The 23382-nt window shown below is 63.2% G+C and carries 20 protein-coding genes; 15 read left to right on the top strand and 5 right to left on the bottom strand.

Going from position 1 to position 23382, the window contains the following annotated elements; all coding sequences use genetic code 11:
- Positions 1-38 precede the first annotated feature (38 nt).
- A complete protein-coding gene (locus GCN78_RS08655) occupies positions 39-875 on the top strand; it encodes an alpha/beta fold hydrolase (protein WP_193316664.1) in 837 nt (278 codons plus the stop codon).
- Between the two features lie 45 nt (positions 876-920).
- On the opposite strand, the gene GCN78_RS08660 is transcribed toward GCN78_RS08655, so the two are convergent.
- Positions 921-3008 carry a 3-hydroxyacyl-CoA dehydrogenase NAD-binding domain-containing protein gene (locus GCN78_RS08660; protein ID WP_152251345.1) on the bottom strand — a complete coding sequence of 696 codons (2088 nt, stop codon included), beginning with the start codon at positions 3006-3008 and terminating at the stop codon, positions 921-923.
- Positions 3009-3564: 556 nt separating this feature from the next.
- On the opposite strand from GCN78_RS08660, the gene GCN78_RS08665 reads away from it, so the two are divergent.
- From GCN78_RS08665 to GCN78_RS08680, 4 genes are read left to right on the top strand one after another with little or no spacing between them, the layout of a single operon-like run.
- Positions 3565-5628: a methyl-accepting chemotaxis protein gene (locus tag GCN78_RS08665; protein ID WP_152251346.1), complete on the top strand. Its 2064-nt coding sequence runs from the start codon at positions 3565-3567 to the stop codon at positions 5626-5628.
- Between the two features lie 3 nt (positions 5629-5631).
- The gene (locus GCN78_RS08670) at positions 5632-6456 is read left to right on the top strand and encodes a CheR family methyltransferase (protein ID WP_152251347.1); all 825 of its coding nucleotides are present in this window, start codon (positions 5632-5634) and stop codon (positions 6454-6456) included.
- On the top strand, positions 6453-6992 hold the full coding sequence (locus GCN78_RS08675; RefSeq protein ID WP_152251348.1) for a chemotaxis protein CheD: 540 nt from the start codon (positions 6453-6455) through the stop codon (positions 6990-6992). Before GCN78_RS08670 ends, GCN78_RS08675 begins: the two co-directional genes overlap by 4 nt.
- Positions 6979-8487, top strand: a complete 1509-nt coding sequence (locus GCN78_RS08680) for a chemotaxis protein CheW (RefSeq protein ID WP_226939536.1) — start codon at positions 6979-6981, stop codon at positions 8485-8487. Before GCN78_RS08675 ends, GCN78_RS08680 begins: the two co-directional genes overlap by 14 nt.
- Before the next feature lie 6 nt (positions 8488-8493).
- Here the strand turns inward: GCN78_RS08680 and GCN78_RS08685 are convergent, their stop codons facing one another.
- Positions 8494-10146, bottom strand: a complete 1653-nt coding sequence (locus GCN78_RS08685; protein WP_152251349.1) for a 3-(methylthio)propionyl-CoA ligase — start codon at positions 10144-10146, stop codon at positions 8494-8496.
- A gap of 297 nt (positions 10147-10443) precedes the next feature.
- Here GCN78_RS08685 and GCN78_RS08690 point away from each other — a divergent pair, with 297 nt between their 5' ends.
- The 7 genes from GCN78_RS08690 (at position 10444) to GCN78_RS08720 (ending at position 15866) form a co-directional block, all read left to right on the top strand.
- On the top strand, positions 10444-11838 hold the full coding sequence (locus GCN78_RS08690) for a protein adenylyltransferase SelO (protein ID WP_461419036.1): 1395 nt from the start codon (positions 10444-10446) through the stop codon (positions 11836-11838).
- Positions 11839-11847: 9 nt separating this feature from the next.
- Complete coding sequence (gene msrB, locus GCN78_RS08695; RefSeq protein WP_034756083.1) at positions 11848-12249, top strand: peptide-methionine (R)-S-oxide reductase MsrB; 402 nt, start codon at positions 11848-11850, stop codon at positions 12247-12249.
- A gap of 75 nt (positions 12250-12324) precedes the next feature.
- The gene (locus GCN78_RS08700) at positions 12325-12954 is read left to right on the top strand and encodes a septation protein A (protein WP_046682773.1); all 630 of its coding nucleotides are present in this window, start codon (positions 12325-12327) and stop codon (positions 12952-12954) included.
- Positions 12951-13253 carry a BolA family protein gene (locus GCN78_RS08705; RefSeq protein WP_226939537.1) on the top strand — a complete coding sequence of 101 codons (303 nt, stop codon included), beginning with the start codon at positions 12951-12953 and terminating at the stop codon, positions 13251-13253. Before GCN78_RS08700 ends, GCN78_RS08705 begins: the two co-directional genes overlap by 4 nt.
- A gap of 85 nt (positions 13254-13338) precedes the next feature.
- Positions 13339-14118 carry a peptidylprolyl isomerase gene (locus GCN78_RS08710; RefSeq protein ID WP_131686481.1) on the top strand — a complete coding sequence of 260 codons (780 nt, stop codon included), beginning with the start codon at positions 13339-13341 and terminating at the stop codon, positions 14116-14118.
- Between the two features lie 105 nt (positions 14119-14223).
- A complete protein-coding gene (locus tag GCN78_RS08715) occupies positions 14224-15000 on the top strand; it encodes a peptidylprolyl isomerase (RefSeq protein ID WP_034756072.1) in 777 nt (258 codons plus the stop codon).
- A gap of 185 nt (positions 15001-15185) precedes the next feature.
- Positions 15186-15866 (top strand): DNA alkylation repair protein, encoded by a 681-nt coding sequence (locus GCN78_RS08720; protein ID WP_152251350.1) that lies wholly within the window; start codon positions 15186-15188, stop codon positions 15864-15866.
- Here GCN78_RS08720 and GCN78_RS08725 read toward each other — a convergent pair.
- A complete protein-coding gene (locus GCN78_RS08725; protein ID WP_152251351.1) occupies positions 15847-16503 on the bottom strand; it encodes a TetR/AcrR family transcriptional regulator in 657 nt (218 codons plus the stop codon). The two genes, GCN78_RS08720 and GCN78_RS08725, sit on opposite strands and share 20 nt — an antisense overlap.
- Before the next feature lie 107 nt (positions 16504-16610).
- Between GCN78_RS08725 and GCN78_RS08730 the strand changes: the two genes are divergently transcribed.
- The gene (locus GCN78_RS08730; RefSeq protein WP_193316666.1) at positions 16611-17315 is read left to right on the top strand and encodes a DAPG hydrolase family protein; all 705 of its coding nucleotides are present in this window, start codon (positions 16611-16613) and stop codon (positions 17313-17315) included.
- Between the two features lie 9 nt (positions 17316-17324).
- Here GCN78_RS08730 and GCN78_RS08735 read toward each other — a convergent pair whose 3' ends face one another.
- Positions 17325-18212, bottom strand: a complete 888-nt coding sequence (locus tag GCN78_RS08735) for a GNAT family N-acetyltransferase (protein WP_152251352.1) — start codon at positions 18210-18212, stop codon at positions 17325-17327.
- A 146-nt stretch (positions 18213-18358) separates the two neighbouring features.
- Here GCN78_RS08735 and GCN78_RS08740 point away from each other — a divergent pair, with 146 nt between their 5' ends.
- Both GCN78_RS08740 and ypfJ read left to right on the top strand, forming a co-directional pair.
- Positions 18359-20881, top strand: coding sequence for an excinuclease ABC subunit UvrA (locus tag GCN78_RS08740; protein WP_152251353.1), 2523 nt, complete (start codon positions 18359-18361; stop codon positions 20879-20881).
- A 108-nt stretch (positions 20882-20989) separates the two neighbouring features.
- Positions 20990-21883, top strand: a complete 894-nt coding sequence (gene ypfJ / locus GCN78_RS08745) for a KPN_02809 family neutral zinc metallopeptidase (RefSeq protein WP_152251354.1) — start codon at positions 20990-20992, stop codon at positions 21881-21883.
- A gap of 20 nt (positions 21884-21903) precedes the next feature.
- Here ypfJ and GCN78_RS08750 read toward each other — a convergent pair whose 3' ends face one another.
- Entirely contained in the window at positions 21904-23361 is a 1458-nt protein-coding gene (locus GCN78_RS08750) for a LamG domain-containing protein (RefSeq protein WP_152251355.1), read from the bottom strand.
- Positions 23362-23382 lie beyond the last annotated feature (21 nt).

The following is a 23382-nucleotide window of genomic DNA, read 5'->3' on the forward strand; positions in this document are numbered from 1 at the left end:
CATACCGGTCCCCGGTCCGTGCACCAAGAAGGAGTTTCATGCATCATCTATTCGTCGCACGCCCCGCGCGCACCATGCTCCTCTCCAGCGCCGGCTTGCTGCTGGCAGGCTGCTCCCTGTTGCCATCGACCCCGGTCATGCCCGGCGTGCCGGCCACGGCCGCCCTGCCCGACGCCAGCATCGCCTACACCGTGAGCGGCCAGGGCGGCTTGCCCGTGGTCTTCCAGTCGGCCATGGGCGACGCCAAGGATGTGTGGGCCACGGTGGTGCCCGAAGTGGCCAGACAGCACCGCGTGCTCGTGTACGACCGTCCCGGCTACGGCGACAGCAAAAAAACCACCACGCCGCGCGACCCGTGCACCATCGCGGCGCAGCAGCGTGCCCTGCTGGCCCAAGCGGGCTTGACGCCGCCGTATGTGCTGGTCGGCCATGGCTTGGGCGGGCTGTACCAGTATGTGTATGCGAAGCTGTACCCGCAGGACGTGGCCGGCCTGGTCTTGCTCGATCCCACGCACCCGCAGCAATGGAACCGCCTGCAGACGGACGCCTCGACCTACGCCATGCTCGTGAAGACGCGGCGCAAGCTGATGTTCAATAGTGTGGAATCGGCCGAATTCGATGCCCAGACACAATGCCTGCAACATGTGGACATGGCCAGCCCGCTGCGCGTGCCCGCCATGCTGCTGGTGCGCGACAAGTTCGGCATCGAGGAAATGGGCTCATTTGAAAACGTGGTGCGGGCCCAGGAAAAGGATTGGCAGCGTCTGTCCGGCGCGCCAGCCATCGAGCGCATCACGGGCGCCGGCTACTACATCCAGAAGGACAACCCCGTCATCGTCAACGAGGCCATCAAGATGGTGGCAAAGAAGAAATAAAAAAAGGGCAGAGAAATCTGCCCTTTTGCATTCAGCGCGCATCAATCAGCTATTGAAACCCTTGCCCTCGCCCGCCAGTTTCACCAGCAGGGGCGCCGGCGTCCACGCTTCGCCGTGGCGGCCTTTGGCATAGCCGGCAATCGTATCGAGCACGTTCGGCAAGCCGACCGTGTCCGCGTAGAACATGGGGCCGCCGCGGAACAGCGGGAAGCCGTAGCCCGTCAAGTACACCATGTCGATGTCCGACGCGCGCAGGGCGATGCCCTCTTCGAGGATGCGCGCGCCTTCATTGACCAGCGCATATACGAGCCGTTCGACGATTTCCTGGTCGCTGATCTTGCGCCGCGCCACGCCGATGTCGGCGGAGTGCTGGACTATCATGGCGTTGACCTGCTCCGACGGATACGCCTTGCGGTCGCCCGGCTTGTAGTCGTACCAGCCGGCGCCCGTCTTCTGGCCGTAACGCCCCAGTTCGCACAGCAAATCTGCCGTCTTCGAATACGTCACTTCCGGTTTTTCCACGTAGCGGCGCTTGCGGATGGCCCAGCCGATGTCGTTGCCGGCCAGGTCGCCCATGCGGAACGGGCCCATGGCGAAGCCGAATTTCTCGACCGCCTTGTCGACCTGTTCCGGCAGGCAGCCTTCTTCCAGCAGGAAACCGGCTTGGCGGCTGTATTGCTCGATCATGCGGTTGCCGATGAAGCCGTCGCACACGCCCGACACGACGCCCGTCTTCTTCAGCTTTTTCGACAGCGCCAGCGCGGTGGCCAGCACGTCTTTGCCTGTTTCCTTGCCACGGACGATTTCCAGCAGCTTCATGACGTTGGCCGGGCTGAAGAAATGCGTGCCGATCACGTCTTGCGGGCGTTGGGTGAACGCGGCGATCTTGTCCAGGTCCAGTGTCGAGGTGTTCGAGGCGAGGATGGCGCCCGGCTTCATGACGGCGTCGAGCTGTTTGAACACGGCCTCCTTGACGCCCAGCTCCTCGAAGACGGCTTCGATGACGATGTCCGCTTGCGCGATATCGGCATAGGCCAACGTGCCGGAAACGAGCGCGATGCGCTGCTCGGCCTTCTCTTGCGTCAGCTTGCCCTTCTTGACCGTGTTCTCGTAATTCTTGCGGATGGTGGCCAGGCCCTTGTCCAGCGCTTCCTGCTTCGTTTCCAGCAGGGTCACGGGAATGCCCGCGTTGGCGAAATTCATGGCGATGCCGCCGCCCATGGTGCCGGCGCCGACGATGGCCGCGCTGGCGATGCTGCGCACGGGCGTGTCGGACGGTACGTCGGGCACCTTGCTGGCGACGCGCTCGGCAAAGAAGGCGTGGCGCAAGGCTTTCGATTCAGGCGACTGCACCAGCTGCATGAACAGTTCACGCTCGTACTTCAAGCCATCGTCGAATTTCATCGTCACGGCGGCCGCCACGGCATCGACGCATTTCAGCGGTGCGGGGAACGGGCCGGACATGGCTTTCACGGTATTGCGCGAAAACTGCAGGAACGCTTCGTGGTTCGGGTAGTCGACCTTGCGCTCGCGCACTTTCGGCAGCGGGCGCACGTCGGCCACTTTCGTGGCGAAGGCGACGGCGGCGGCCAGCAGGTCGGCGCCGGGTGCGATGACTTCATCGAACAGGGCCGTGCCGGCCAGTTTCTCGGACGCCACGGGCGTGCCGGAGACGATCATGTTGAGGGCCATTTCCAGGCCCAGCACACGCGGCAGGCGCTGCGTGCCGCCCGCTCCCGGCAAGATGCCGAGCTTGACTTCAGGCAAGGCCATCTGCGCGCCCGGCGCGGCCACGCGGTAGTTGCAGCCCAGCGCCAGCTCCAGGCCGCCACCCATGCAGACGCTGTGGATGGCCGCCACGACAGGCTTGGTCGACTGTTCGACCACGTTGATCAGGGTGTGCAGAGTCGGTTCCGTGAGCGCCTTGGGCGAATTGAATTCCTTGATATCGGCGCCGCCCGAAAAGGCCTTGCCGGCGCCCGTGATGACGATGGCTTTAACGGCCTCGTCCGCCAGCGCCTGGCGGATGCCGGCCACGGCGGCAGTGCGCGTCGCCAGGCCCAGGCCATTGACGGGCGGATTAGTCAGGGTAATGACGGCAACGGCGCCGTTCACTTGATATTCAGCACTCATGTCTCTTCCTTATTGGTTTTACTCAACATATGAGGTGGTTGCAAGGGATGAAGCTGCACTATACCGCATAAAAGAACGCTCGTATTATTTTTGTCGCGTGCGCCCGGGCGCCAGCATGGTACGCCATGGTACAACATCGTTTATGAAAAGATTCTGCTGCAATCGGCCGGCGCCAGTAGAAGCTATCACTTGCATATTCATTTAAATAATAAAACTACAATAATAATAACGGCGTTTTATTATGCGAAAGAATGCGTTTGTTATATGCCGGCAAGGGCCAATTACGACAGTTTTTACATTATTTATTCCCGCCCCTTGTTTTTCGCCATATGCTGAGGAATAATAAAATTGTTGATTCAAATCAATACTCTACAATTTATCCACTATAAGGCACACCGCAGGGCAAACATGCGCGGCCGTTCATCGCGCACATTCTCACCGATTGTCACCCGATATCGACCGAGGCAATAACATCGCTGCCTTATATGGATAGCAGAAAAAATAATAACAGCAGCCTTATCGCTCCCCTTCCTCTTCTCACACCGAAGGAAATATGATGGACGCAGCCAGCCATGTCAGCCACTCCCAGGATCTGGACTTACAAGCGATAAATACTGCATTAAACCGTGTCCAGGCCGTCATCGAGTTTGAACTCGATGGCACCATCCTGCATGCGAATGATAATTTCCTGCGCGTCGTCGGCTATACCCTGGCCGAAGTGCAAGGCAAGCACCATGCCATCTTCTGCGACCCCGAATATGTGAAAACGGCCGAATACGCCGACTTCTGGGCCAGACTGGGCCGTGGCGAGTTCGACCAGGGCGAATACAATCGCCGCGCCAGGGATGGTCGCGAAGTGTGGATCAACGCTTCCTACAACCCCATCCTCGACGCGGATGGCAAGCCGTATAAAGTCATCAAGTTTGCCACCGACATCACCGCCAGCAAGCGCCGCAATGCCGATTACGAAGGCAAGATCGACGCCATCAGCAAGGCCCAGGCCGTGATCGAGTTCCGCCTCGACGGCACCATCCTCGACGCCAACGACAATTTCCTCAAGTCCGTCGGCTACACGCTCGACGAGATCAAGGGCAAGCACCACCGCATGTTTTGCCTGCCCGACTACGCCAACAGCGAGGAGTACGCGCAGTTCTGGCACAAGCTGGGGCAAGGCCAGTTCGACGCGGGCGAATACAAGCGCGTCACCAAGGATGGCCGCGAAATCTGGCTCAATGCCTCGTACAACCCCATTTTCGACGCGGAAGGCCGGCCCTTCAAGGTGGTCAAGTTCGCCAGCGACGTGACGGCCCTGAAAAAGCGCAACGCCGAATACGAAGGCAAGGTCAGCGCCATCGGCAAGGCGCAGGCCGTGATCGAGTTCGACATGCAGGGCAAGGTGCTCGATGCGAACGACAATTTCCTCGCCGTCATGGACTATGACTTGAGCGACATCCAGGGCGAGCACCACCGCATGTTCTGCGAGGCCGAGTATGCGGGCAGCGCCGAGTACAAGAAATTCTGGCAAAAGCTCAACCGGGGCGAATTCGACGCGGGCCGCTACAAGCGCCTGGGCAACCATGGCAAGGTGGTGTGGATACAGGCCACCTACAACCCCATCCTGGACCTCAACGGCAAGCCGTACAAGGTGGTCAAGTTCGCCATCGACATCACGGACCAGGTGAACCTGGAAAACAGCATCCAGTCCAAGGCCGCCAACGACAGCCGCAAGGTCAATGCCCTGCTCGACTCGGTGGCGCGCGCGGCGCAAGGCGACCTGACGTGCAAGATCGTGCCCGAGGGCGACGAGCCGATCGACCTGCTGGCGGGCGGCATCAGCAAGATGATCGGCGACTTGCGCGGCGTGATCGGCAACGTGGTGTCGGCCGCCAACGGCTTCGCCGACGCCTCGCACGCGATCGCCGAACGGGCCACGGGCGTGGCCGTGGGCACGCAGGCGCTGGGCGCCACGGTGGAAGAAATGAACGCCTCCATCGACGGCTTGACCTTTTCCATCAATTCCATCGCGGAAAACACCTCGAACGCCGACTTCCTGGCGAAAGCCACGCAGCAGGAAGCGGAAGCGGGCGCGCGCGCCGTCGCCAAGTCGATCGAGGCGATGGACTTGATCAACCGCTCCTCGGAAGACATCGGCGAAATCGTCAAGGTCATCAGCGAAATCGCCAACCAGACGAACATGCTGGCCTTCAATGCGGCCATCGAGGCGGCACGCGCGGGCGAGCACGGCCTGGGCTTTTCCGTCGTCGCCGACGAGGTGCGCAAGCTGGCCGAGCGCTCCTCGCAAGCGACCAAGGAAATTTCCAAGCTGATCAACGAATCCGTCAAGCGCGTCTCGACGGGCAGCGAAATCTCCCGCCAGGCCAGCGACGCCTTCGACAAGATCGTCTCGGGCGTGGCGAAGACCACCCTGGCCATCTCCGATATCTCGAAGGCGGCCAACGAGCAGCTGCTGACGGCCCGCGAAGTGTCGACGGCCATCCAGTACATCGCCGAGGAAACGGAAAAGTCGGCCGCCAACTGCGACAGCATCGCCCGCTCGACGGATGGCTTGAACGAGCGCGCAGGCAGCCTGAACCAGACTGTCTCCGGCTTCGTGGTGTAGGCCATGAACCATGCGGCCACCTTGACGCCCGAGGTGCTGACGACCCTGATCGCGCTGGTGCGCCAGCATACGGGCATCGCCATGACGGCGCGCAAGAGCGTCTTGCTGGAGCGGCGCTTGCAGCCACGGCTGCAGGCGCTGTCCCTGCACAGCTACCAGGCCTACCTGGAGCGCGTGGCCAGCGACCGCGACGAGGTGGCCCATTTCATCGACCTGGTGACCACCAACGACACCCTGTTCTTCCGCACGCCGTCCATCTGGGATTACTTCCGCGACCGCTACCTGCCCACCTGGACCCGCGCCCATCCGGACGGCTGCCTGGCCATCTGGTCGGCGGCCGCGGCCAGTGGAGAAGAACTGTATTCGATCGCCATGCTGTGCGAGCAATTCAAGCTGCAGGCGCCCGCTTTCCGCTACCAGATCCTGGCCAGCGACATTTCGCAGCAGATCCTCGGTGCGGCGCGGGCCGGCCAGTACAGCGGCCGCTCCGTCGAGCGCATCCGCCTGTCGCACCCGGACTTGCTGCGCAAATATTTCACACCCGCGCCGTATGGCGTCAAGGTCAACGAGGAATTGCGCCAGCACGTCAGCTTTGCCCAGCACAACCTGCTCGACGCGCTGCGCCCGGCCCAGCGCTTCGACCTGGTCTTCCTGCGCAACGTGCTCATTTATTTCGACGCCGAGCACCAGGAAACCGTGCTGCGCCAGGCACGCCTGAGCCTCAAGGACGAGGGCCGGCTGATCCTGGGCGAATCGGAAACCATCGCGCGCCTCAGCACCGGCTACCAATTCGAGTTTCCCATGATTTATAAGGCGGGTACCGCATGAGCATCATCATCGAGCATGGCCTGCCGCTGCAACATGTCGGCATGGGGCAACTCAGCGTGGGCTCGCATGGCGAGCAGTTGCAAGCCTTGCTCGGCTCCTGCATCGGCATCGGCTTCCTCTGGAAGAACGGTCCCTGCTGCGGCCTGGCCCACTGCCTGCTGCCGGAAGCGCCCGACGCCGACAGCGCGCCTGGCATCCCGAATGCACGCTATGTGAGCCAGGCCGTGCCCTCGCTGCTGCGCCTGATGGGCGTGCGCCAGGCCGATTACCCCGACATCGACGTGGTGCTGGCGGGCGGCGCCAGCATGTTTGGCCCCCCGAATGGCCATGGGCGCCTGCAGGTGGGCCGGCAAAACGCGCAAGCGGCGCAAAAATACCTGGACCAGTGCGGCTTGCGCGTCAGCTTTTGCGCGCTGGGCGGCCGTCACGGGCGCCAGTTGCTGATCGATTGCGCCAAGCACAGCTATGTCGTCACCGATGTGGTGGCGCCACCCGATTTGATTCCACGCAAGGAAGGCCTCTATGGATATGCATGAAGAAGGCGCCAGCGACACGGCCACCGAACTGTTCGGCTCCTTCCACCTGGGCGACGATGAATTCGCCCTGCCCGCCAGTTGCATCCGCGAAGTCGTCAATTACCCCGCCAAAGTCACCGCCCTGCCCCTGTCGCCCGCGTATCTGGAAGGCATGTTCACCTTGCGCGGCAGCGTCATTCCGGTGGTCAACCTCGGGCGGCTGTTCCGCGCCGATGCGCCGCGCGCCGTGGCCACGGACAAGATCGCCATCCTCGACTTCCAGCACGTGCTGATCGGCATCGTCTTCCAGGACACGGGCGAAATCCTGCGCGTGCCCGCCAGCGCCCGCAGCGCCCTGCAGTATGCGGCCGGCGACAGCCACGCCGTCATCGCCGGCACGATCCTGCTCGATGGCGGCGCGCGCCTGCTGCAGGTGCTCGACCCGCACGCCCTGCTGCGCATCGAAAACGTGCCCCACGTGCTGGCCCTGCGGGCGACGGGCGCCAAACTGAGCACGGCCCGCTACCATGCGCAAAGCGAACGCCGGCAGTGCGTCAGTTTCCATGCGGCCGGCGCCACGTTTGCCTTCGAAATGCTGGCCATTCAGGAAATCATCCGGGTGCCTGAACTGCACAGCTCCCTGCTGAATAGCGAACTGTGCCTGGGGCGCATGCATTTCCGCGGCAGCCAGGTGGCCGTCGTCGACTTCGGCGCCCTGCTGCAGGCGGCCAGGTCCGGCAAGCAGGCGACCGGCGAGCAGCGCGTCATCGTCGTGCGCCTCGATGACACGAGCGTGGGCTTCCTCGTCGACTCCGTCGACAGCATCGTGCATTTCTTTGGCGACGAAGTGTTGCCGATTCCCCTGCTGAGCAAGGCGCGCGCCGCCATGTTTGCCGGCTGCATCACGAAAGAAGGCCTGGGCGATATCATTTTCCTCGACCACAAGGGCATCCTGTCGCAGGCCGAGATCGTCGAGATGCGCGACGGCCACAAGCGCCTGTATCCGGCCGACACGGAAACGGCCAGTGCCGCCACGCGCCAGACGCAACGCCGCGTCTACATCACGTTTACGGTGGAAACCCGCTTCGCCGTGGAAATCGGGCAAGTACGCGAAATCATCGATTTCAGCGGCGCCATCACCACGCCGCCGGGCATGCCGGCCTGCATGCGCGGCATGCTGAATTTACGCCAGCAAATGATCAGCATCATCGACTTGCGCCAGTTGTATGCGATGGAACCCCTGGCGGACGCCAGCGCGGGCAAGATCCTGATCGTGGAACGGGGCGCCGAGCGCTACGGCTTCCTCGTCGACCATGTCGACAACATCATGACGATTTCCGACAGCCAGCGCTTTGCGGCGCCGCAAATCATCCGCACGGGAGCGCATGACGACTTGCGCAGCGAAATGGATGAAATGATCGATATCGGCACGGAGGCGCAGCGCCAGACCCTGTCCGTGTTCCAGTGCGATCATTTGCTGGAAAAGCTGGGGTCGGCGCTGCCGCAAGCGGCCTAGGCTGGTCTACATGCCCGGCAGCTGGTGCCCCTTGAACTGCTCGCGCAGCTTGTTCTTCTGGATCTTGCCCGTCGCGCCCATGGGCAAGGCGTCGATGAACAGCACGTCGTCCGGCGTCCACCACTTGGCGATCTTGCCCTCGAAGAACTGCAGCAAGGCGTCGCGCGTGACCGTCATGCCGGGACGCAACACCACGACGAGCACGGGCCGTTCATCCCATTTCGGGTGGAACACGCCGATACAGGCCGCCTGCAGCACGGCCGGGTGGGCCATGGCCAGGTTTTCCAGGTCGATGGTGCCGATCCACTCGCCGCCCGACTTGATCACATCCTTGCTGCGGTCCGTGATCTGCATGTAACCGTCGGCGTCGATGGTGGCCACGTCGCCCGTGGGGAACCAGCCATCCTGCAGCACCTCGCCGCCCTCGTTCTTGTAGTACGACGAGATGATCCACGGCCCTTTCACCAGCAGATGGCCGTAGGCGACGCCATCCCACGGCAATTCCTTGCCGTCGTCGTCGACGATCTTCATGTCCACGCCGTAGATGGCATGGCCCTGCTTTTGCAGTATCTTGCGCTGCTCGTCCTTCGGCAAGTCCAGGTGCTTGGTTTGCAAGCCGCCGGCCGTGCCCAGCGGCGACATTTCCGTCATGCCCCAGGCGTGGATGACCTCGATGTCGAACTTGTCGATCAGGGTATCCATCATGGCGGGCGGGCACGCGGCGCCGCCGATCACCGTGCGGCGGAAGGTGGAAAACTGCAAGTTGTTCTGCAAGGCATGGTTCAGCAGGCCCAGCCAGACGGTGGGCACGCCGGCCGAGAACGTCACTTTTTCCGCCTCGAACAGCTCGTACAGCGACTTGCCGTCCAGCGCCGCGCCGGGAAACACCATGCGCGCGCCGGACAGGGGCACGGAGTACGGCAAGCCCCAGGCGTTCACGTGGAACATGGGCACGACGGGCAGCACGGTGTCCGAAGCGCGCACGTTCAGGGCGCTGGGCATGGCCGACGCGTACGCGTGCAGCACGGTCGAGCGGTGCGAATACAGGGCGCCCTTCGGATTGCCCGTCGTGCCCGACGTATAGCACAGGGTGGCGGCCGCATTTTCATCGAACAGGGGCCAGGCGTAATCGTCGGAATGCGTGGCGATCAAGTCTTCATAGCACAGCAGGTCGGGGATGCTGCTGCTGGCGGGCATGCGCTCGCGGTCGCACATCAGGACGAAATGGCGCACGAAGGTGCAGTCGGCGGCGATTTTCTCCACCACGGGCAGGAAAGTCAGATCGAACAGCAAGACCTGGTCTTCGGCATGGTTCGAGATGTAGGCGATCTGGTCGGGAAATAGGCGCGGATTGATGGTGTGCAGCACGGCGCCCGAGCCGGACACGGCGTAATATGCTTCCAGGTGGCGGTAGCCATTCCAGGCCAGGGTGGCGACCCGGTCGCCCATGCCCACGCCGAGGCCATGCAAGGCGTTCGCCAGGCGGCGCGCGCGCTGGTGGCAATCGCGGTAGGTGTAGCGGTGCATATCGCCTTCCACGCGCCGCGAAATGATTTCGCTGCCCCCATAATGACGCGCTGCAAACTCGATAATGCTGGAAATCAGCAGGGGCTGATTCATCATCTGGCCCATCACTGGACTCAAGGGGAATGCCGACATCGTGTCTCCTGGTTTGGATACTCGGTTATTGTTGGAATTGACAGACTTTCCTTAGTTTCGTACGGTCGTGCGGAAATCGTCAACGGATTTCGATATTGCATTGCAGCATGGAATTTTTGATTCCGTTTTTTAAGCGCCCGGCGCCGCGCCACGCGCCTGGTCGCCGTGCGGTAAAATCGCCTTCCAGGCTGGCGCACCTTGCCGGTCCATTTTTTGAATGGAATTGCCATCACCGCTCATACCTTACCACTGGATAACGCCTTCGCGGCCTTGCCGCCCGCGTTCTATACGCGCTTGATGCCCACGCCCCTGCCCGCCCCGTATTTCGTGGCCGCCAGCGCGCAGGCAGCGAGCCTGGTCGGCCTCGATGCCGCGCGCCTGGCGCAAGCCGATTACGTCGAGCTGCTGAGCGGCAATACGGTTGCCGAGCGCTCCCTGCCCCTGTCGGCCGTGTATTCGGGCCACCAGTTCGGCGTCTGGGCCGGCCAGCTGGGCGATGGCCGCGCCATCTTGCTGGGCGATATCGCCACCGAACACGGTCCGATGGAGCTGCAGCTGAAAGGCGCCGGCGCCACGCCGTATTCGCGCATGGGCGACGGGCGCGCCGTGCTGCGCTCGTCCATCCGCGAATTCCTGTGCTCGGAAGCCATGGCGGCGCTGGGCATTCCCACCTCGCGCGCGCTGTCCATCATGGGTTCGCAGCAAGGCATCATGCGCGAAACGGTGGAAACGGCCGCCGTGGTGACGCGCATGGCACCCACTTTCGTGCGCTTCGGCTCGTTCGAACACTGGTTTTACCGCAAGAAGCCGGACGAGCTGAAAATCCTGGCCGATTACGTCATCGACGGCTTTTATCCCCATTTGCGCGCCGCATCCAATCCCTATCAAGCCTTGCTGGCCGAAGTGTGCGTGCGCACGGCGCACATGATTGCGCAGTGGCAAGCCGTGGGCTTCATGCATGGCGTGATGAACACGGACAATATGTCGATCCTGGGCCTGACGCTCGATTACGGCCCCTTCGGCTTCATGGAAGCGTTCGACGCCGAGCACATCTGCAACCATACGGACCAGCAGGGCCGCTATTCGTATTCCAACCAGCCCCAGGTGGGTCACTGGAACTGCTATGCGCTGGGCCAGGCCCTGCTGCCGCTGATCGGCGAAGTGGAACTGGCGCAGGCGGCGCTGGACAGCTACCAGCCCGCGTTTGCGGACAAGATGAATGCCTTGCTGCGCGCCAAGCTGGGCTTGCAAACGAGCGAGGACGACGACACGGCGCTGTTCGACAGCATGTTTGCGCTGATGCAGGCCAATCACGTGGATTTCACCAACTTCTTCCGCGCGCTGGCGACCTTGCAGGTGGCTGCTCCCGAGCATGACACGGCGCTGCGCGACATGTTCATCGACCGCCCCGCCTTCGATACGTGGGCGGCACAATACCGCGCGCGCCTGCTGCAGGAGCACAGCGTCGATGCCGAGCGCCAGGCGGCGATGAACCGGGTCAATCCGAAATACGTGCTGCGCAACTACCTGGCGCAAGTAGCCATCGAAAAAGCCCAGCAGCAGGATTACACGGAAGTGGCGACATTGCTGGACGTTTTGCAAAAGCCATTTGACGAACAGCCCGAACACCAGCACTATGCGGCCCTGCCGCCCGACTGGGCCAGCCACCTTGAAGTCAGCTGCTCATCCTAAGGAGTCATTATGACCACCAATAAAGTCAAGAAAACCGACGCCGAATGGCGTGCCATGCTCGACTCGATGCAATACGAAGTCACGCGCCACGCGGCCACGGAACGGGCCTTCACGGGCAAGTTCTGGGACCACCATGAACACGGCGTCTACACCTGCGTCTGCTGCAACACGCCACTATTTGCCTCGGACACGAAGTTCGATTCGGGCTGCGGCTGGCCCAGCTATTTCCAGGCGCTCGACCCGGCGAATGTCACGGAAATCGTCGACCGCAGCCACGGCATGGTGCGCACGGAAATCGTCTGCGCCGTCTGCGACGCCCATTTGGGCCACGTCTTCCCGGACGGCCCGCCGCCGACCGGCTTGCGCTATTGCATCAATTCGGCCTCGCTGCGCTTCGACCCGCAGCCGTGATGCTGGCAATGGCTTGGGACTTGCTCCTAAGCCATTCCTAAGATGATTTTAATAAGACCAGTGTAAAGTCTCGCCATGAAATTTCTATTCGACCTCTTCCCCCTGATCGCCTTCTTCGCCGCCTTTAAACTGGGCGGCATGTATGAAGCGGCCACGCACGATTTCGTGCAGCAATATTTGTCCGGCTTCGTGTCTGGCGGCCTGATCAAGGCCGACCAGGCGCCGTGGATACTCGCCACCCTCGTCGGCATCGTCGCCACGGCTTGCCAGGTCAGCTATCTGCTGCTGCGCGGACGCAAGGTCGACGGCATGCTGTGGCTGTCGCTGTTCATCTTTGTCGTGTTCGGCGGCGCCAGCATCTACCTGCATGACGATTTCTTCCTGAAATGGAAGCCGACCCTGATCTACTGGCTGTCCGGCCTGGCCCTGTTGATCGCCCATGTGGGATTCAAGAAAAACCTGATCCGCAAGACCATGGAAGCGCAAGTGCAATTGCCGGACGCCGTCTGGAACCAGCTGCTGGCCGCGTGGATCATTTTCTTTGGCGCCATCGGCGCGCTGAACCTGTTCGTCGCCTTCGTGCTGTACAAGGGCGACATGGCAGCCTGGGTCAGTTTCAAGGCGTTTGGCGCGACGGGCATCTTCTTTGCCTTCATCGTGGCGCAAACCCTGTTCCTCGCCAAACATATCAAGGAAGACGCATGATGAGCACCACCACCGAGAATACTTCGCCGGAAACGCGCATGCAGCGCATTCGTACCCGCCTGGAAACAGCCCTTTCCCCTCTGGAATGCGTGCTGGAAGACGACTCGGCGCGCCACCGGGGCCATGCGGGCGCCGCCTCGGGCGGAGGCCATTACAATCTGCGCATTATTTCTAGTCAATTTGAGGGGCTCAGACTCGTCATGCGCCATCGACTGGTGTATGATTCCGTGCACGATATGATGCATAATGAGATACATGCATTGGCGATTGTGGCATTGGCGCCGTCCGAGGTAGCATAAGGATGGCGTTTTTGGCGTACCCGAGCCATGTTATAGATTTCTTTCCATGCGTTTTTTACGAAACTTTCCCTAACAGGATTTAATAATGACTTTTAAGCCAGCCCGCTTGCTGATCGCACTACTCGCCGTTGTCGCGGTACCTGTTTTTGCGCAAAATGTTGCCGTTGTTAATGGCAAGCCTATCCCATCGTCGCGCGTTGATGCAGTCGTCAAGCAAGTCGTCGCCCAAGGCCAGCAACCGGATTCGCCGCAACTGCGCGAAATGATCAAGAAAGACTTGATCGGCCGTGAAGTGCTGATGCAAGAAGCGGAAAACAAAGGTTTCGGTAAAGATGCAGCCGTCAAGCAGCAAATCGAGAACGCACGCCAGGCCATCGTCATCAACGCCCTGGTCGGCGATTACCTGAAAAAGAACCCTGTCAACGACGCTGAAATCAAGGCGGAATACGACAAGTTCGTGGCCCAGACCGGCGACAAGGAATACCATGTGCGCCACATCCTGGTCGCCACCGAAGCGGAAGCGAAAGACATCATCGCCAAGCTGAAAGGCGGCGCCAAGTTCGAAGACCTGGCCAAGCAATCGAAAGATGCCGGCTCGGCCGACAACGGCGGCGACCTGGACTGGGCAGCACCATCGTCCTTCCCGAAAGTGTTCTCCGACGCCTTCGTGAAACTGCAAAAAGGCCAGGTCACCGACACCCCGGTGCAAACGCCTAACGGTTTCCACGTGATCAAGCTGGACGACACCCGCGCGGCAAAACTGCCAACCCTGGAAGAAGTCAAACCACAGATCGCCGAAGCGCTGCAGCAAAAGAAACTGCAAGCGTATCAGGAAGAAATGATCAAAAAAGCGAAAGTTCAGTAAGAACTGACCTCCCCGGCGCCCTTTTCGGCGCCGGTCGTGTATTCTGCGCCTGAATGCGCACTGCACGGCAGACGCAAACTTTTTGTATATCTATTAGGAATGAACATGATTTTGAAGCCAGCCCGCCTGATCTTAGCCCTGGTCGCCGTCGTCGCGATCCCTGCGTTCGCGCAAAACGTGGCCACCGTGAATGGCAAGGCCATCCCATCGTCGCGTGTCGACCAGGTCGTCAAGCAAGTCGTCGCCCAAGGCAAGCAAGCCGATTCGCCGCAACTGCGCGAAGCCATCAAGAAAGACCTGATCGGCCGCGAAGTGCTGATCCAGGAAGCCGACAAGCAAGGCTACGGCACGCGTCCGGAAGTCAAGTCGCAGATCGACAATGCCCGTCAAAGCATCATCATCAACGCCCTGCTGGCCGACTACGTGAAGAAAAACCCTGTCAAGGACGCTGAAATCAAGGCCGAGTACGACAAGTTCAAGGCGCAAGCCGGCGACAAGGAATACCATGCACGCCACATCCTGGTGGCCACCGAAGCGGAAGCGAAAGACATCATCGCCAAGCTGAAAGGCGGCGCCAAGTTCGAAGAACTGGCAAAAGTATCGAAAGACGGTTCGGCAGCCAATGGCGGCGACCTGGACTGGGCTAGCCCTGCTTCCTACGTGAAGCCATTCTCCGACGCCATGGTGGCCCTGAAACCAGGCCAAGTCACGCAAACGCCAGTGCAATCGCAATTCGGCTTCCACGTGATCAAGCTGGAAGAAACCCGTCCGACGAAGTTGCCGGCACTGGAAGAAGTCAAGGGCCAGGTGGCCGAGTCGCTGCAACAGAAGAAACTCGCCGCCTACCGCGACGAACTGATGAAGAAAGCCAAAATCCAGTAAAAACGCCTGATCTAAGCTACTGCGCGTCGCGCTTTGCGGCCTGCGATGCTCACCGTACTATCCGTACGGTTGCGCGTCTCGGCCACAAATCGCTGCCGCTCGCTACGCTTCTATCAGCCGTTTGGATGGCTGGACAAGAGCGCTCTTCGGGGCGCTTTTTTTACGCCTGCAAAAAGCGAGTTGCGATGGATTTACATGCAGAACTGAAAGCCGCGCTGGAAGCGGTTGCCGACCCCAGCCGCGCGGCGCCCATGCAAGCCTATATGCGCGACCAGTTCGTGTTCCTGGGCGTGGCGGCGCCGCAGCGGCGGCTGGCCGCCAAGGCCTTGCTGGCGGGCTTGAAGGGCATCGGTGCCGATGCCCTGCTGGAACACGCGCAGCTGCTGTGGCAACAGCCGCAGCGCGAATACCAGCACGTGGCGCTCGATATGCTGGCCCTGCACCGGCGCCAGCTGGGTATCAAACACATCCCCGCCCTGCTGGCGCTGGCGCGCGAGCGGGCCTGGTGGGATAGCGTGGACGGCATGGCGGGCATCGTCGGCGAGGTGCTGAGGGCGGAACGGCAGCGCGGCGGCGACGGCCATGCGCACATGGATGACGCCCTGCGCCATGCGGACTTCTGGCTGCGCCGCATCGCCATGCTGCACCAGCTGGGCTGGCGCGCCGACACGGATGCCGCCTGGCTGTTCGACGCGGCCCTGGCGCTGGCCCATGAAGACGAATTTTTCATCCGCAAGGCCATCGGCTGGGCCTTGCGCGATTATGCGCGCCACGCGCCCGAGGCCGTGACGGCCTTTGCCAACGCGCACCGCCAGCAACTCTCCACCCTCACCCGCCGCGAAGCGCTCAAGCACCAGCCACCTTGAACGCCTGTCCGCCCAGCAATCGCAGCGCCGCGTCGATGCGCTGCGCGGCATCCCAGGCCGGCACGGGTGCCAGCAAGCCCAGCGCCATCTGCCGCAGCGGCTCGGCGATCACCATGGCCAGCATCAGGCCGGCCACCTCCTGCCCATCCGGCAGCAGCAGATGGCCGCGCGCCGCCTGGCGCTGCAGCCAGTCGGCCAGCAGGGCCGTGCCCCGCTCGATGCCGTTGCGCTGATACACGGCCAGCAAGTCCGCGCGGGCGGGAAACTCCGTGCACAGCAGGCGGAACAGTCCCACGGCGTCCGCCGTCAGCACGCGCGCCGCCACCGTCTGCAAGATCTCTTTCAACAAGGGCAGTACTTCGCCAGGCGCGGCCGCATCGTGCGCCATGGCCGGCAGGAAAGCGTCCGTCCAGCCGCGCACCACCAGGGCAACCAGTTCCTCGCGGTTGGCGGCATATTGATACAGCGACTTTTTTGCCATGCCCGCGTGGCGCGCCACCGCTTCCATGGTCGTGGCCGCATAGCCTTCGTTCAGCAACAGCCAGGTGGCCGCCTGCACGGCCGCTTCGCGCCCCTCTTCGGGCGGGCGCGCCGGACGGCCTCGCCCGCGCAAGGCCTTGCTCTCTTCTTCCTGCATGCCGTCTCCAAGCTTGATAGATGGGCAATTCTACACCGAAACACATTTAGGAAACGTAAAACGTTTCTTTAATATATAATTGGTTCACCTCAACAAAGGAGAACGACATGACGAGCTACACGCATACTGAATTCCCATGGAGCATCACCGGCACGGGTGACTTGCTCGATCCCTTCCCCCTGCACCTGGAAACGGGCATCACGCGTCTGGAAAATGGCTGCCTGCTGGTGGCGGCGCGCACGGAACTGCACGGCTGCAGCGGGCGCATGCTGGACTGGTGGTTTACGTTTTTCGAGACGACGCAGCACATCAAGTGGTGGCACCCGCACGATCACGTGGCCCATCACGGCTGGAACAGCGCGTGGAAAAAGGGAGAGCGTTACTACGGCGCTTCGATCGAGGCGGTGGAGTCCCTGGGCGACATTCCGCCCGTGAAGGCCAAGCTGAAGTTCCATGATCCGAAAGACGTGTTTGATGCGCAGCAACTGCGCCAGGCACAGGACAGCGGCGCCCTGTCGGCCGCCATCTGCGCGCGCATCGGCTTTGGCGATTACGTCGTGCTTGACCCGAACGGCGATCCGCTCGATGGCGAAATGCTGCACCTGGCGCGCGACACGCCCACGGGCTGCGTGCTGCGCAGCCGTTTCCTGCTAGGGCGCAACAGCCTCAATCCCGTGCGCGACGTGCCCGACGTGCTGGGCCTGAATCTGCTGCGCCATTGCTACAGCGAATTTACCTATCTGTCGCGTTTCCTGCCGTCGCTGTACTACGGCGAGCACGCCAACGGAGAGCAAGCGCCGCTGCCGTGGTAAAGCGCCGCATCACAGCCGCTTGTGCATGCGCGCCAGCGGCAGCTTGATGTCATCGGGCAAGTCCAGATGAAACTCTGCGGTCACGGCAAAGCCGCTGGCCAGGTACAGCGGCACGCCGGGCAAGGTGGCGGCCAGTTCCAGCGCACTGAAACCGGCCGCCAGCGCCTGGCGCTCGCAATGGCGCATCAGCATGCTGCCCAGGCCCTGGCGGGCGGCGCTGGGCTCGACAAAGAAGGCGCGGATGCGGCCCGGCTGGCTGGCCGCATCGAGCAGCGGGTCCGGTCCGCTCTTGGCGCGGTCGGCGCCATACAGGGTGGCGCGCCGGCTCCAGCCGCCGCAGGCCAGCATGGCGCCATCGCGTTCGATGACGAAATACGTCCGGTCGGCAACGAGCTGCGTATCGACGCCGAACACGTGGCGCGTCACGGCCTCGGCTTGTTCCGGCGTATAAAACCCCGCACTCAGGGTCACGCCGGAGCGGGCGATCAGCGCATTCATGGCCGGCACGTCGGCAGGCAGCGCCACGCGCAAGCGCGTCAAGGTGCCAAAGCTGAACCAGGCACGGCTGATGCGTCCCTGCGCCACTTCATACGTCGCCACCAGCTCCTGTGCCGACACGCCGTCGTCCGTGTCGCCATGCACGATTTCATGGTCGATCACCAGCTTGCCGCAGGCGATGCGGTTGAGCAACTGCGCCCGCGGTGTGCTGGCGGCGAAGCGGGCCGTGAAACGGGAAGCGATTTGCGCGCTGCCCGTGGCCAGCAAGGTGTCGGGATGCTGGAATTGCTGTGCATCATCGGCATAGATGGCCAGCAAGGCGGGCACGTCGTGGGCGTTATAGGCGTCGAGCTGGGCCTGGACGATGGCGGCGGGCGTGGCGTGCAGAAGGTCGGTCATGGCGCGCTTCCGTGGAAGATGGCTGATTTTACAACGTTTTCTTTGCCACCTGCATTGTCCTCCCACAACGCGCTTGTGTGCGCGGTGGAACGGAAGAGTCTGCGGAGAAGCGCCAGAATGGCCTTTTATAGCGATGAGGCCGACCCATGTCCCGACAACGATCGTCCGCCGCCCCCCTGGCCGGCCACGTCAGCGTGCGCGGCGCGCGCGAACACAACCTCAAGAACGTGGACGTGGACATCCCGCGCGATGCGCTGGTGGTGTTTACGGGCGTGTCCGGCTCGGGCAAGTCCTCGCTGGCCTTCGGCACGCTGTATGCGGAAGCGCAGCGGCGCTACCTGGAATCGGTCTCGCCGTACGCGCGCCGCCTGTTCCACCAGATGGCCGTGCCCGAGGTGGACCGCATCGACGGCTTGCCGCCCGCCGTGGCCCTGCAACAGCAGCGTGGCGCGCCCAGCACGCGCTCGTCGGTCGGCAGCGTCACCACCGTGTCCAACCTGCTGCGCATGCTGTATTCGCGCGCGGGCGACTATCCGAAGGGCCAGGCACTGCTGTACGCGGAATCGTTCTCGCCCAATACGGCGGAGGGGGCCTGTCCCGCCTGCCACGGACTGGGCCGCGTGTATGCCGTCACGGAACACTCGATGGTGCCGGACGACAGCCTGAGCATCCGCGAGCGGGCCGTCGCCGCCTGGCCCACGGCCTGGCATGGCCAGAACTTGCGCGACATCCTCACCTCACTGGGCCATGACGTCGATACGCCATGGCGCGCGCTGCCGCGGCAACTGCGCGACTGGATCCTGTTTACGGACGAGCAGCCGGTGGTGCCCGTGTATGCGGGCCTGACGCCGCAGGAAACCCGCGCGGCACTCAAGGCCAAGCTGCCGCCCAGCTACATGGGCACGTTCACCGGCGCGCGCAAATACGTGCTGCAGACGTTCGCCAGCAGCCCCAGCGCGCAGATGAAAAAACGCGTGGCGCGCTACATGCTGGGCGCCGCCTGTTCCCTGTGCCACGGCAAGCGCCTGCGCCTGGAATCGCTGAGCGTGCGCTTCGCCGGCCGCGATATCGCGGACATGTCGCGCCTCAGCCTGGCCGAGCTGGCGGCCCTGATGGCGCCCTACGCGGACGGCAAGGCCAGCCTGCGCGATGGCAAGCGGCACCCGGAAAAGGCCATCGTCGCGCAGCGCATCGCGCAAGACCTGGGAGCCCGCCTGGAGGTCCTGCTGGACCTGGGGCTCGGCTACCTGAGCCTCGAGCGCGGCACGCCCACGCTGTCGCCGGGGGAATTGCAGCGCCTGCGGCTGGGCACGCAGGTGCGCTCGAGCCTGTTTGGCGTCGTCTACGTGCTCGACGAGCCGTCGGCGGGCCTGCATCCTGCCGATACGCAGGCGCTGCTGCGCGCGCTGGCGCGTCTGAAGGCGGCCGGCAACTCGCTGTTTGTCGTCGAACACGACCTGGACGTCATCGCCAAAGCGGACTGGATCGTCGACGTGGGCCCGCATGCGGGCGAGCATGGTGGGAAAATCCTCTACAGCGGCGCGCCCGCAGGCTTGCGCGCCGTGGCGCAGTCGCAGACGCGGCGCTACCTGTTCAAGCAGGAAGCGCCGCCGCGACGCACGCCCCGCGCGCCCGCCGGCTGGCTGGAGGTGGCCGGCGTGACGCGCAACAACCTGCGCGGCCTCGATGCGCGCTTTCCCCTGGGCGTGCTGTGCAGCGTGTCGGGCGTGTCCGGCTCGGGCAAGTCCACGCTCGTCAGCCAGGCGCTGGTGAAACTGGTGGGCGCCGCCCTGGGCCAGGGCACGGCAACGGACGAGATCGACGAGTCGCCGCTGGCGCAGACGGCGGCGCCCACGGGCGGACGCATCGCCGGCGGCCTGGACGCCATCGGTCGCCTCGTGACGGTGGACCAGAAAGCCATCGGCCGCACGCCCCGCTCCAACCTGGCGACCTACACGGGCTTGTTCGACCACGTGCGCAAGCTGTTTGCCGCCACGCCGGCCGCAAGGCGCCGGCATTTCGACGCGGGGCGCTTTTCCTTCAACCTCGGCAAGGGCCGCTGCGCCAACTGCGAAGGCGAGGGACAGGTCATGGTGGAACTGCTGTTCCTGCCCAGCGTCTACACCCCCTGCCCCGTGTGCCAGGGCACGCGCTATAACGCGGAAACGTTAACCGTCGATTACCGGGGCAAGGATATCGCGCAAGTGCTGCAACTGACGGTCGACGATGCGCTGGCCTTCTTCGCGGGCGAGGCGGCCCTGGAGCGCCCCTTGTCCGTGCTGGCCGACGTGGGCCTGGGCTATTTGCGGCTGGGCCAGTCGGCCACGGAACTGTCGGGCGGCGAAGCGCAGCGGGTCAAGCTGGCGACGGAGCTGCAGCGCCCCCAGCGGGGCGACACCCTGTACATCCTCGACGAGCCCACGACGGGCCTGCACCCGGCCGATATCGACCGCCTCCTGGCCCAGCTCGATACCCTGGTGGCCGGCGGCAACACCGTCATCACCGTCGAACACGACATGCGCGTGCTGGCCGCCAGCGACTGGATCATCGACATCGGCCCCGGCGCGGGCGACGACGGCGGCGTCATCGTGGCCAGCGGCACGCCGGCGCAGGTGGCGAAAACACGGGCCAGCCGCACGGCGCCCTTCCTGAAAAAAGCCCTGCGATAAGCCTGTGCGCAGCCACGTTTGCTGAGATAATCACGACACATAGTTACAAAAACAGCCGCAGCGTCTTGTGCGGCATCAATAAAAATCATTGCAGCAGGAGTAAAGATCATGAAATGGGAAGGCAATCGCGAAAGCGACAATGTGGAAGACCGCCGTGGCGAAGACGGTGGTGGCGGCGGCGGGGGCGGCGGCTTCGGTTTTGGCGGGCGCTCGATCGGCATCGGCACCATCGTCATCGCCCTGGTCGGCTCGTATGTGCTGGGCGTCAATCCCTTGACCTTGCTCAATCTGCTCAGCGGCGGGGGCGGCCAGGTCAGCACCCAGCAAAGCCAGGCGCCCGCGCGCCAGCCGCCCGAATCGGACGAGATGGCCCGCTTCGTGAAAACCGTGCTGGCCGATACGGAAGACACCTGGAGCGCCCTGTTCAAGGCCGAAGGCGGCAGCTATGTGAAACCCAAGCTGGTGCTGTTCTCCGGCAGCACGCCGACGGCCTGCGGCACGGGCCAGAGCGCCAGCGGTCCCTTCTATTGCCCCGGCGACCAGAAAGTCTACCTGGACCTCGATTTCTTCAATCTGATGCAGCAGCGCTTCAAGGTCTCGGGCGAGTTTGCCGAAGCCTACGTGATCGCGCATGAGGTGGGCCACCACGTGCAGAACCTGCTGGGCTTGTCCGAGAAGGTCGACAAGGCGCGCCGCACGCAATCGGAACGCCAGGCCAACGCCATGTCCGTGCGCCTGGAATTGCAGGCCGACTGCTTTGCCGGCGTGTGGGCATATCACGCCAATCAGGATCGCAAGATCCTCGAGCAAGGCGACGTGGAAGCGGCCCTCAAGGCGGCCACGGCCATCGGCGACGATGCGCTGCAACGCCAGTCGCAAGGCCATGTCGTGCCCGATTCGTTTACGCACGGCACCTCGGAACAGCGCGTGCGCTGGTTCAGCAAGGGCATCGAGAGCGGCCAGATTGCCCAGTGCAACACGTTCGAGGCGCGCCAGCTGTAGTGGCCGCTTCCCGCAGGCGCTTAGCCTACCGGCTTCCTGAGCGCACCGCGATAGTCGAGCGGGCCGCTGGAGCCTGAACGGCTGGAACCCTGGAACACGGGCTGGTTTTGCGGACCGTCCGGCCAGTAATACGCGGTGCTGCTGGAAGCGAGGAAGTTCAGTGACGCCGTGCAGGGATTGCCGTCGGTGGGCCAGTTGATCGTTACTCCATCGATGACGACGCCAGTGATCAGTTGCGTTCCCTGGACAACAAAACCCATGCGCGTCAGGTACAGCGCTCCCGCCGCCTCCCAGGAGCCGCTGTCGCCGCCCCATTTGGTGGCTGTGTCATAGATGCCGGAAAATTGGCCCAGCATGGCGGGCGCATGGCCGGCGCGCACCGGCGGCCCGTCGTTCGAGGCCACCACGCCGCCCGAGGTGTGCATGCTATTGCAGGTGGCGGAAAAATCGTTGCTCAGACCGAATTCCGCGGACCAGTAACCCGCCAGGGCGGCCGTGCCGGGCGCCAGGCGCAACTGGTAGTTGGCTGCGTTTTGCTCCTGGCTGAGCGCCGCGCGCCACAGCCTGACCTCCGCCAGCGCTCCATGAAAGGCACGGAACGGTTCTTGATCCTGGTCCACGCTGCCGATGGTCAGCCGGTAGCCATTATCGACATTCAGGGGCGCGGCGGCGTTGCCGCGCGTGCTGCCTGCCATGGCCGCGCCGCCATCGAGGTACAGCGTAATACTGGCGCCCTGGCGCACGGCGGCCACATGGTGCCAGCCATTGTCGCAGACATTGCTGGCAACGCTGTCAAACTCGAAGAAACCGTAGCCACTATCGGTGGCGAACTTGATGCTGCCATCGGGCCGCACCACCAGCAGAAAGCCTCCGTTGCCGGCGCCGCCCGCCGTTGGCTTTTTGCCCAGCACGCTGCCTCCACTGCGGGTGCGGAACCAGGCCTGCACGCTGAAGTCGCCGGCGCCCATGTGATAGGCGGGATTGTCATTACAGTACAGATAGCCATTTTCCAGCTGCAGCGATCCCACCGCCGCCACCGGCGCCGGATACAGCGCGGCGATGGCGCCGGCCACGTCGGCCGCGGCAAAGCCGCCGGCCAGCAAGGCCGGGCGCATGGCGTCCGATGACAGCGCGGGATAGACCTGGCTGTCAAGCAGCAGCGTCCCCACCGCCAGCGCCGACAGGGCGGGAAAGCCAAACGCCAGGCCCATGGCCACGTCGGCCGGCGTGCCGCCGAAGTCATTTTTCAGGATACGCGCCAGCTCCAGCGGCGAAATGTCGGCAAACACGGCCACAAGCGCCCCTGCCAATATTCGGGCGTCAACCAGCGAGGCCAGGCCAGGAAGCGGCATGCCCAACGTAAAAACGGCCGGAAAATTCTCCTTGCGCAGAGTTTGCACGGCCTGCTCGGCGCCCTGCCCCTGACGCTTGTACTGCGTCAATTGTTCAGTCAAATATGCTTGTGCGGTCGTATCCATGGTGGCTGTTTTCCTTGAGAA

This window comes from Janthinobacterium rivuli (assembly GCF_009208735.1).
Classification (GTDB): domain Bacteria; phylum Pseudomonadota; class Gammaproteobacteria; order Burkholderiales; family Burkholderiaceae_D; genus Janthinobacterium.

Bases quoted from the DNA above. Each gene is read 5' to 3' on its own strand.
- GCN78_RS08655 (WP_193316664.1), top strand. From the start codon at position 39: ATGCATCATCTATTCGTCGCACGCCCCGCGCGCACCATGCTCCTCTCC.
- GCN78_RS08660 (WP_152251345.1), bottom strand. From the start codon at position 3,008: ATGAGTGCTGAATATCAAGTGAACGGCGCCGTTGCCGTCATTACCCTG.
- GCN78_RS08665 (WP_152251346.1), top strand. From the start codon at position 3,565: ATGGACGCAGCCAGCCATGTCAGCCACTCCCAGGATCTGGACTTACAA.
- GCN78_RS08670 (WP_152251347.1), top strand. From the start codon at position 5,632: ATGAACCATGCGGCCACCTTGACGCCCGAGGTGCTGACGACCCTGATC.
- GCN78_RS08675 (WP_152251348.1), top strand. From the start codon at position 6,453: ATGAGCATCATCATCGAGCATGGCCTGCCGCTGCAACATGTCGGCATG.
- GCN78_RS08680 (WP_226939536.1), top strand. From the start codon at position 6,979: ATGGATATGCATGAAGAAGGCGCCAGCGACACGGCCACCGAACTGTTC.
- GCN78_RS08685 (WP_152251349.1), bottom strand. From the start codon at position 10,146: ATGTCGGCATTCCCCTTGAGTCCAGTGATGGGCCAGATGATGAATCAG.
- GCN78_RS08690 (WP_461419036.1), top strand. From the start codon at position 10,444: ATGCCCACGCCCCTGCCCGCCCCGTATTTCGTGGCCGCCAGCGCGCAG.
- msrB (WP_034756083.1), top strand. From the start codon at position 11,848: ATGACCACCAATAAAGTCAAGAAAACCGACGCCGAATGGCGTGCCATG.
- GCN78_RS08700 (WP_046682773.1), top strand. From the start codon at position 12,325: ATGAAATTTCTATTCGACCTCTTCCCCCTGATCGCCTTCTTCGCCGCC.
- GCN78_RS08705 (WP_226939537.1), top strand. From the start codon at position 12,951: ATGATGAGCACCACCACCGAGAATACTTCGCCGGAAACGCGCATGCAG.
- GCN78_RS08710 (WP_131686481.1), top strand. From the start codon at position 13,339: ATGACTTTTAAGCCAGCCCGCTTGCTGATCGCACTACTCGCCGTTGTC.
- GCN78_RS08715 (WP_034756072.1), top strand. From the start codon at position 14,224: ATGATTTTGAAGCCAGCCCGCCTGATCTTAGCCCTGGTCGCCGTCGTC.
- GCN78_RS08720 (WP_152251350.1), top strand. From the start codon at position 15,186: ATGGATTTACATGCAGAACTGAAAGCCGCGCTGGAAGCGGTTGCCGAC.
- GCN78_RS08725 (WP_152251351.1), bottom strand. From the start codon at position 16,503: ATGCAGGAAGAAGAGAGCAAGGCCTTGCGCGGGCGAGGCCGTCCGGCG.
- GCN78_RS08730 (WP_193316666.1), top strand. From the start codon at position 16,611: ATGACGAGCTACACGCATACTGAATTCCCATGGAGCATCACCGGCACG.
- GCN78_RS08735 (WP_152251352.1), bottom strand. From the start codon at position 18,212: ATGACCGACCTTCTGCACGCCACGCCCGCCGCCATCGTCCAGGCCCAG.
- GCN78_RS08740 (WP_152251353.1), top strand. From the start codon at position 18,359: ATGTCCCGACAACGATCGTCCGCCGCCCCCCTGGCCGGCCACGTCAGC.
- ypfJ (WP_152251354.1), top strand. From the start codon at position 20,990: ATGAAATGGGAAGGCAATCGCGAAAGCGACAATGTGGAAGACCGCCGT.
- GCN78_RS08750 (WP_152251355.1), bottom strand. From the start codon at position 23,361: ATGGATACGACCGCACAAGCATATTTGACTGAACAATTGACGCAGTAC.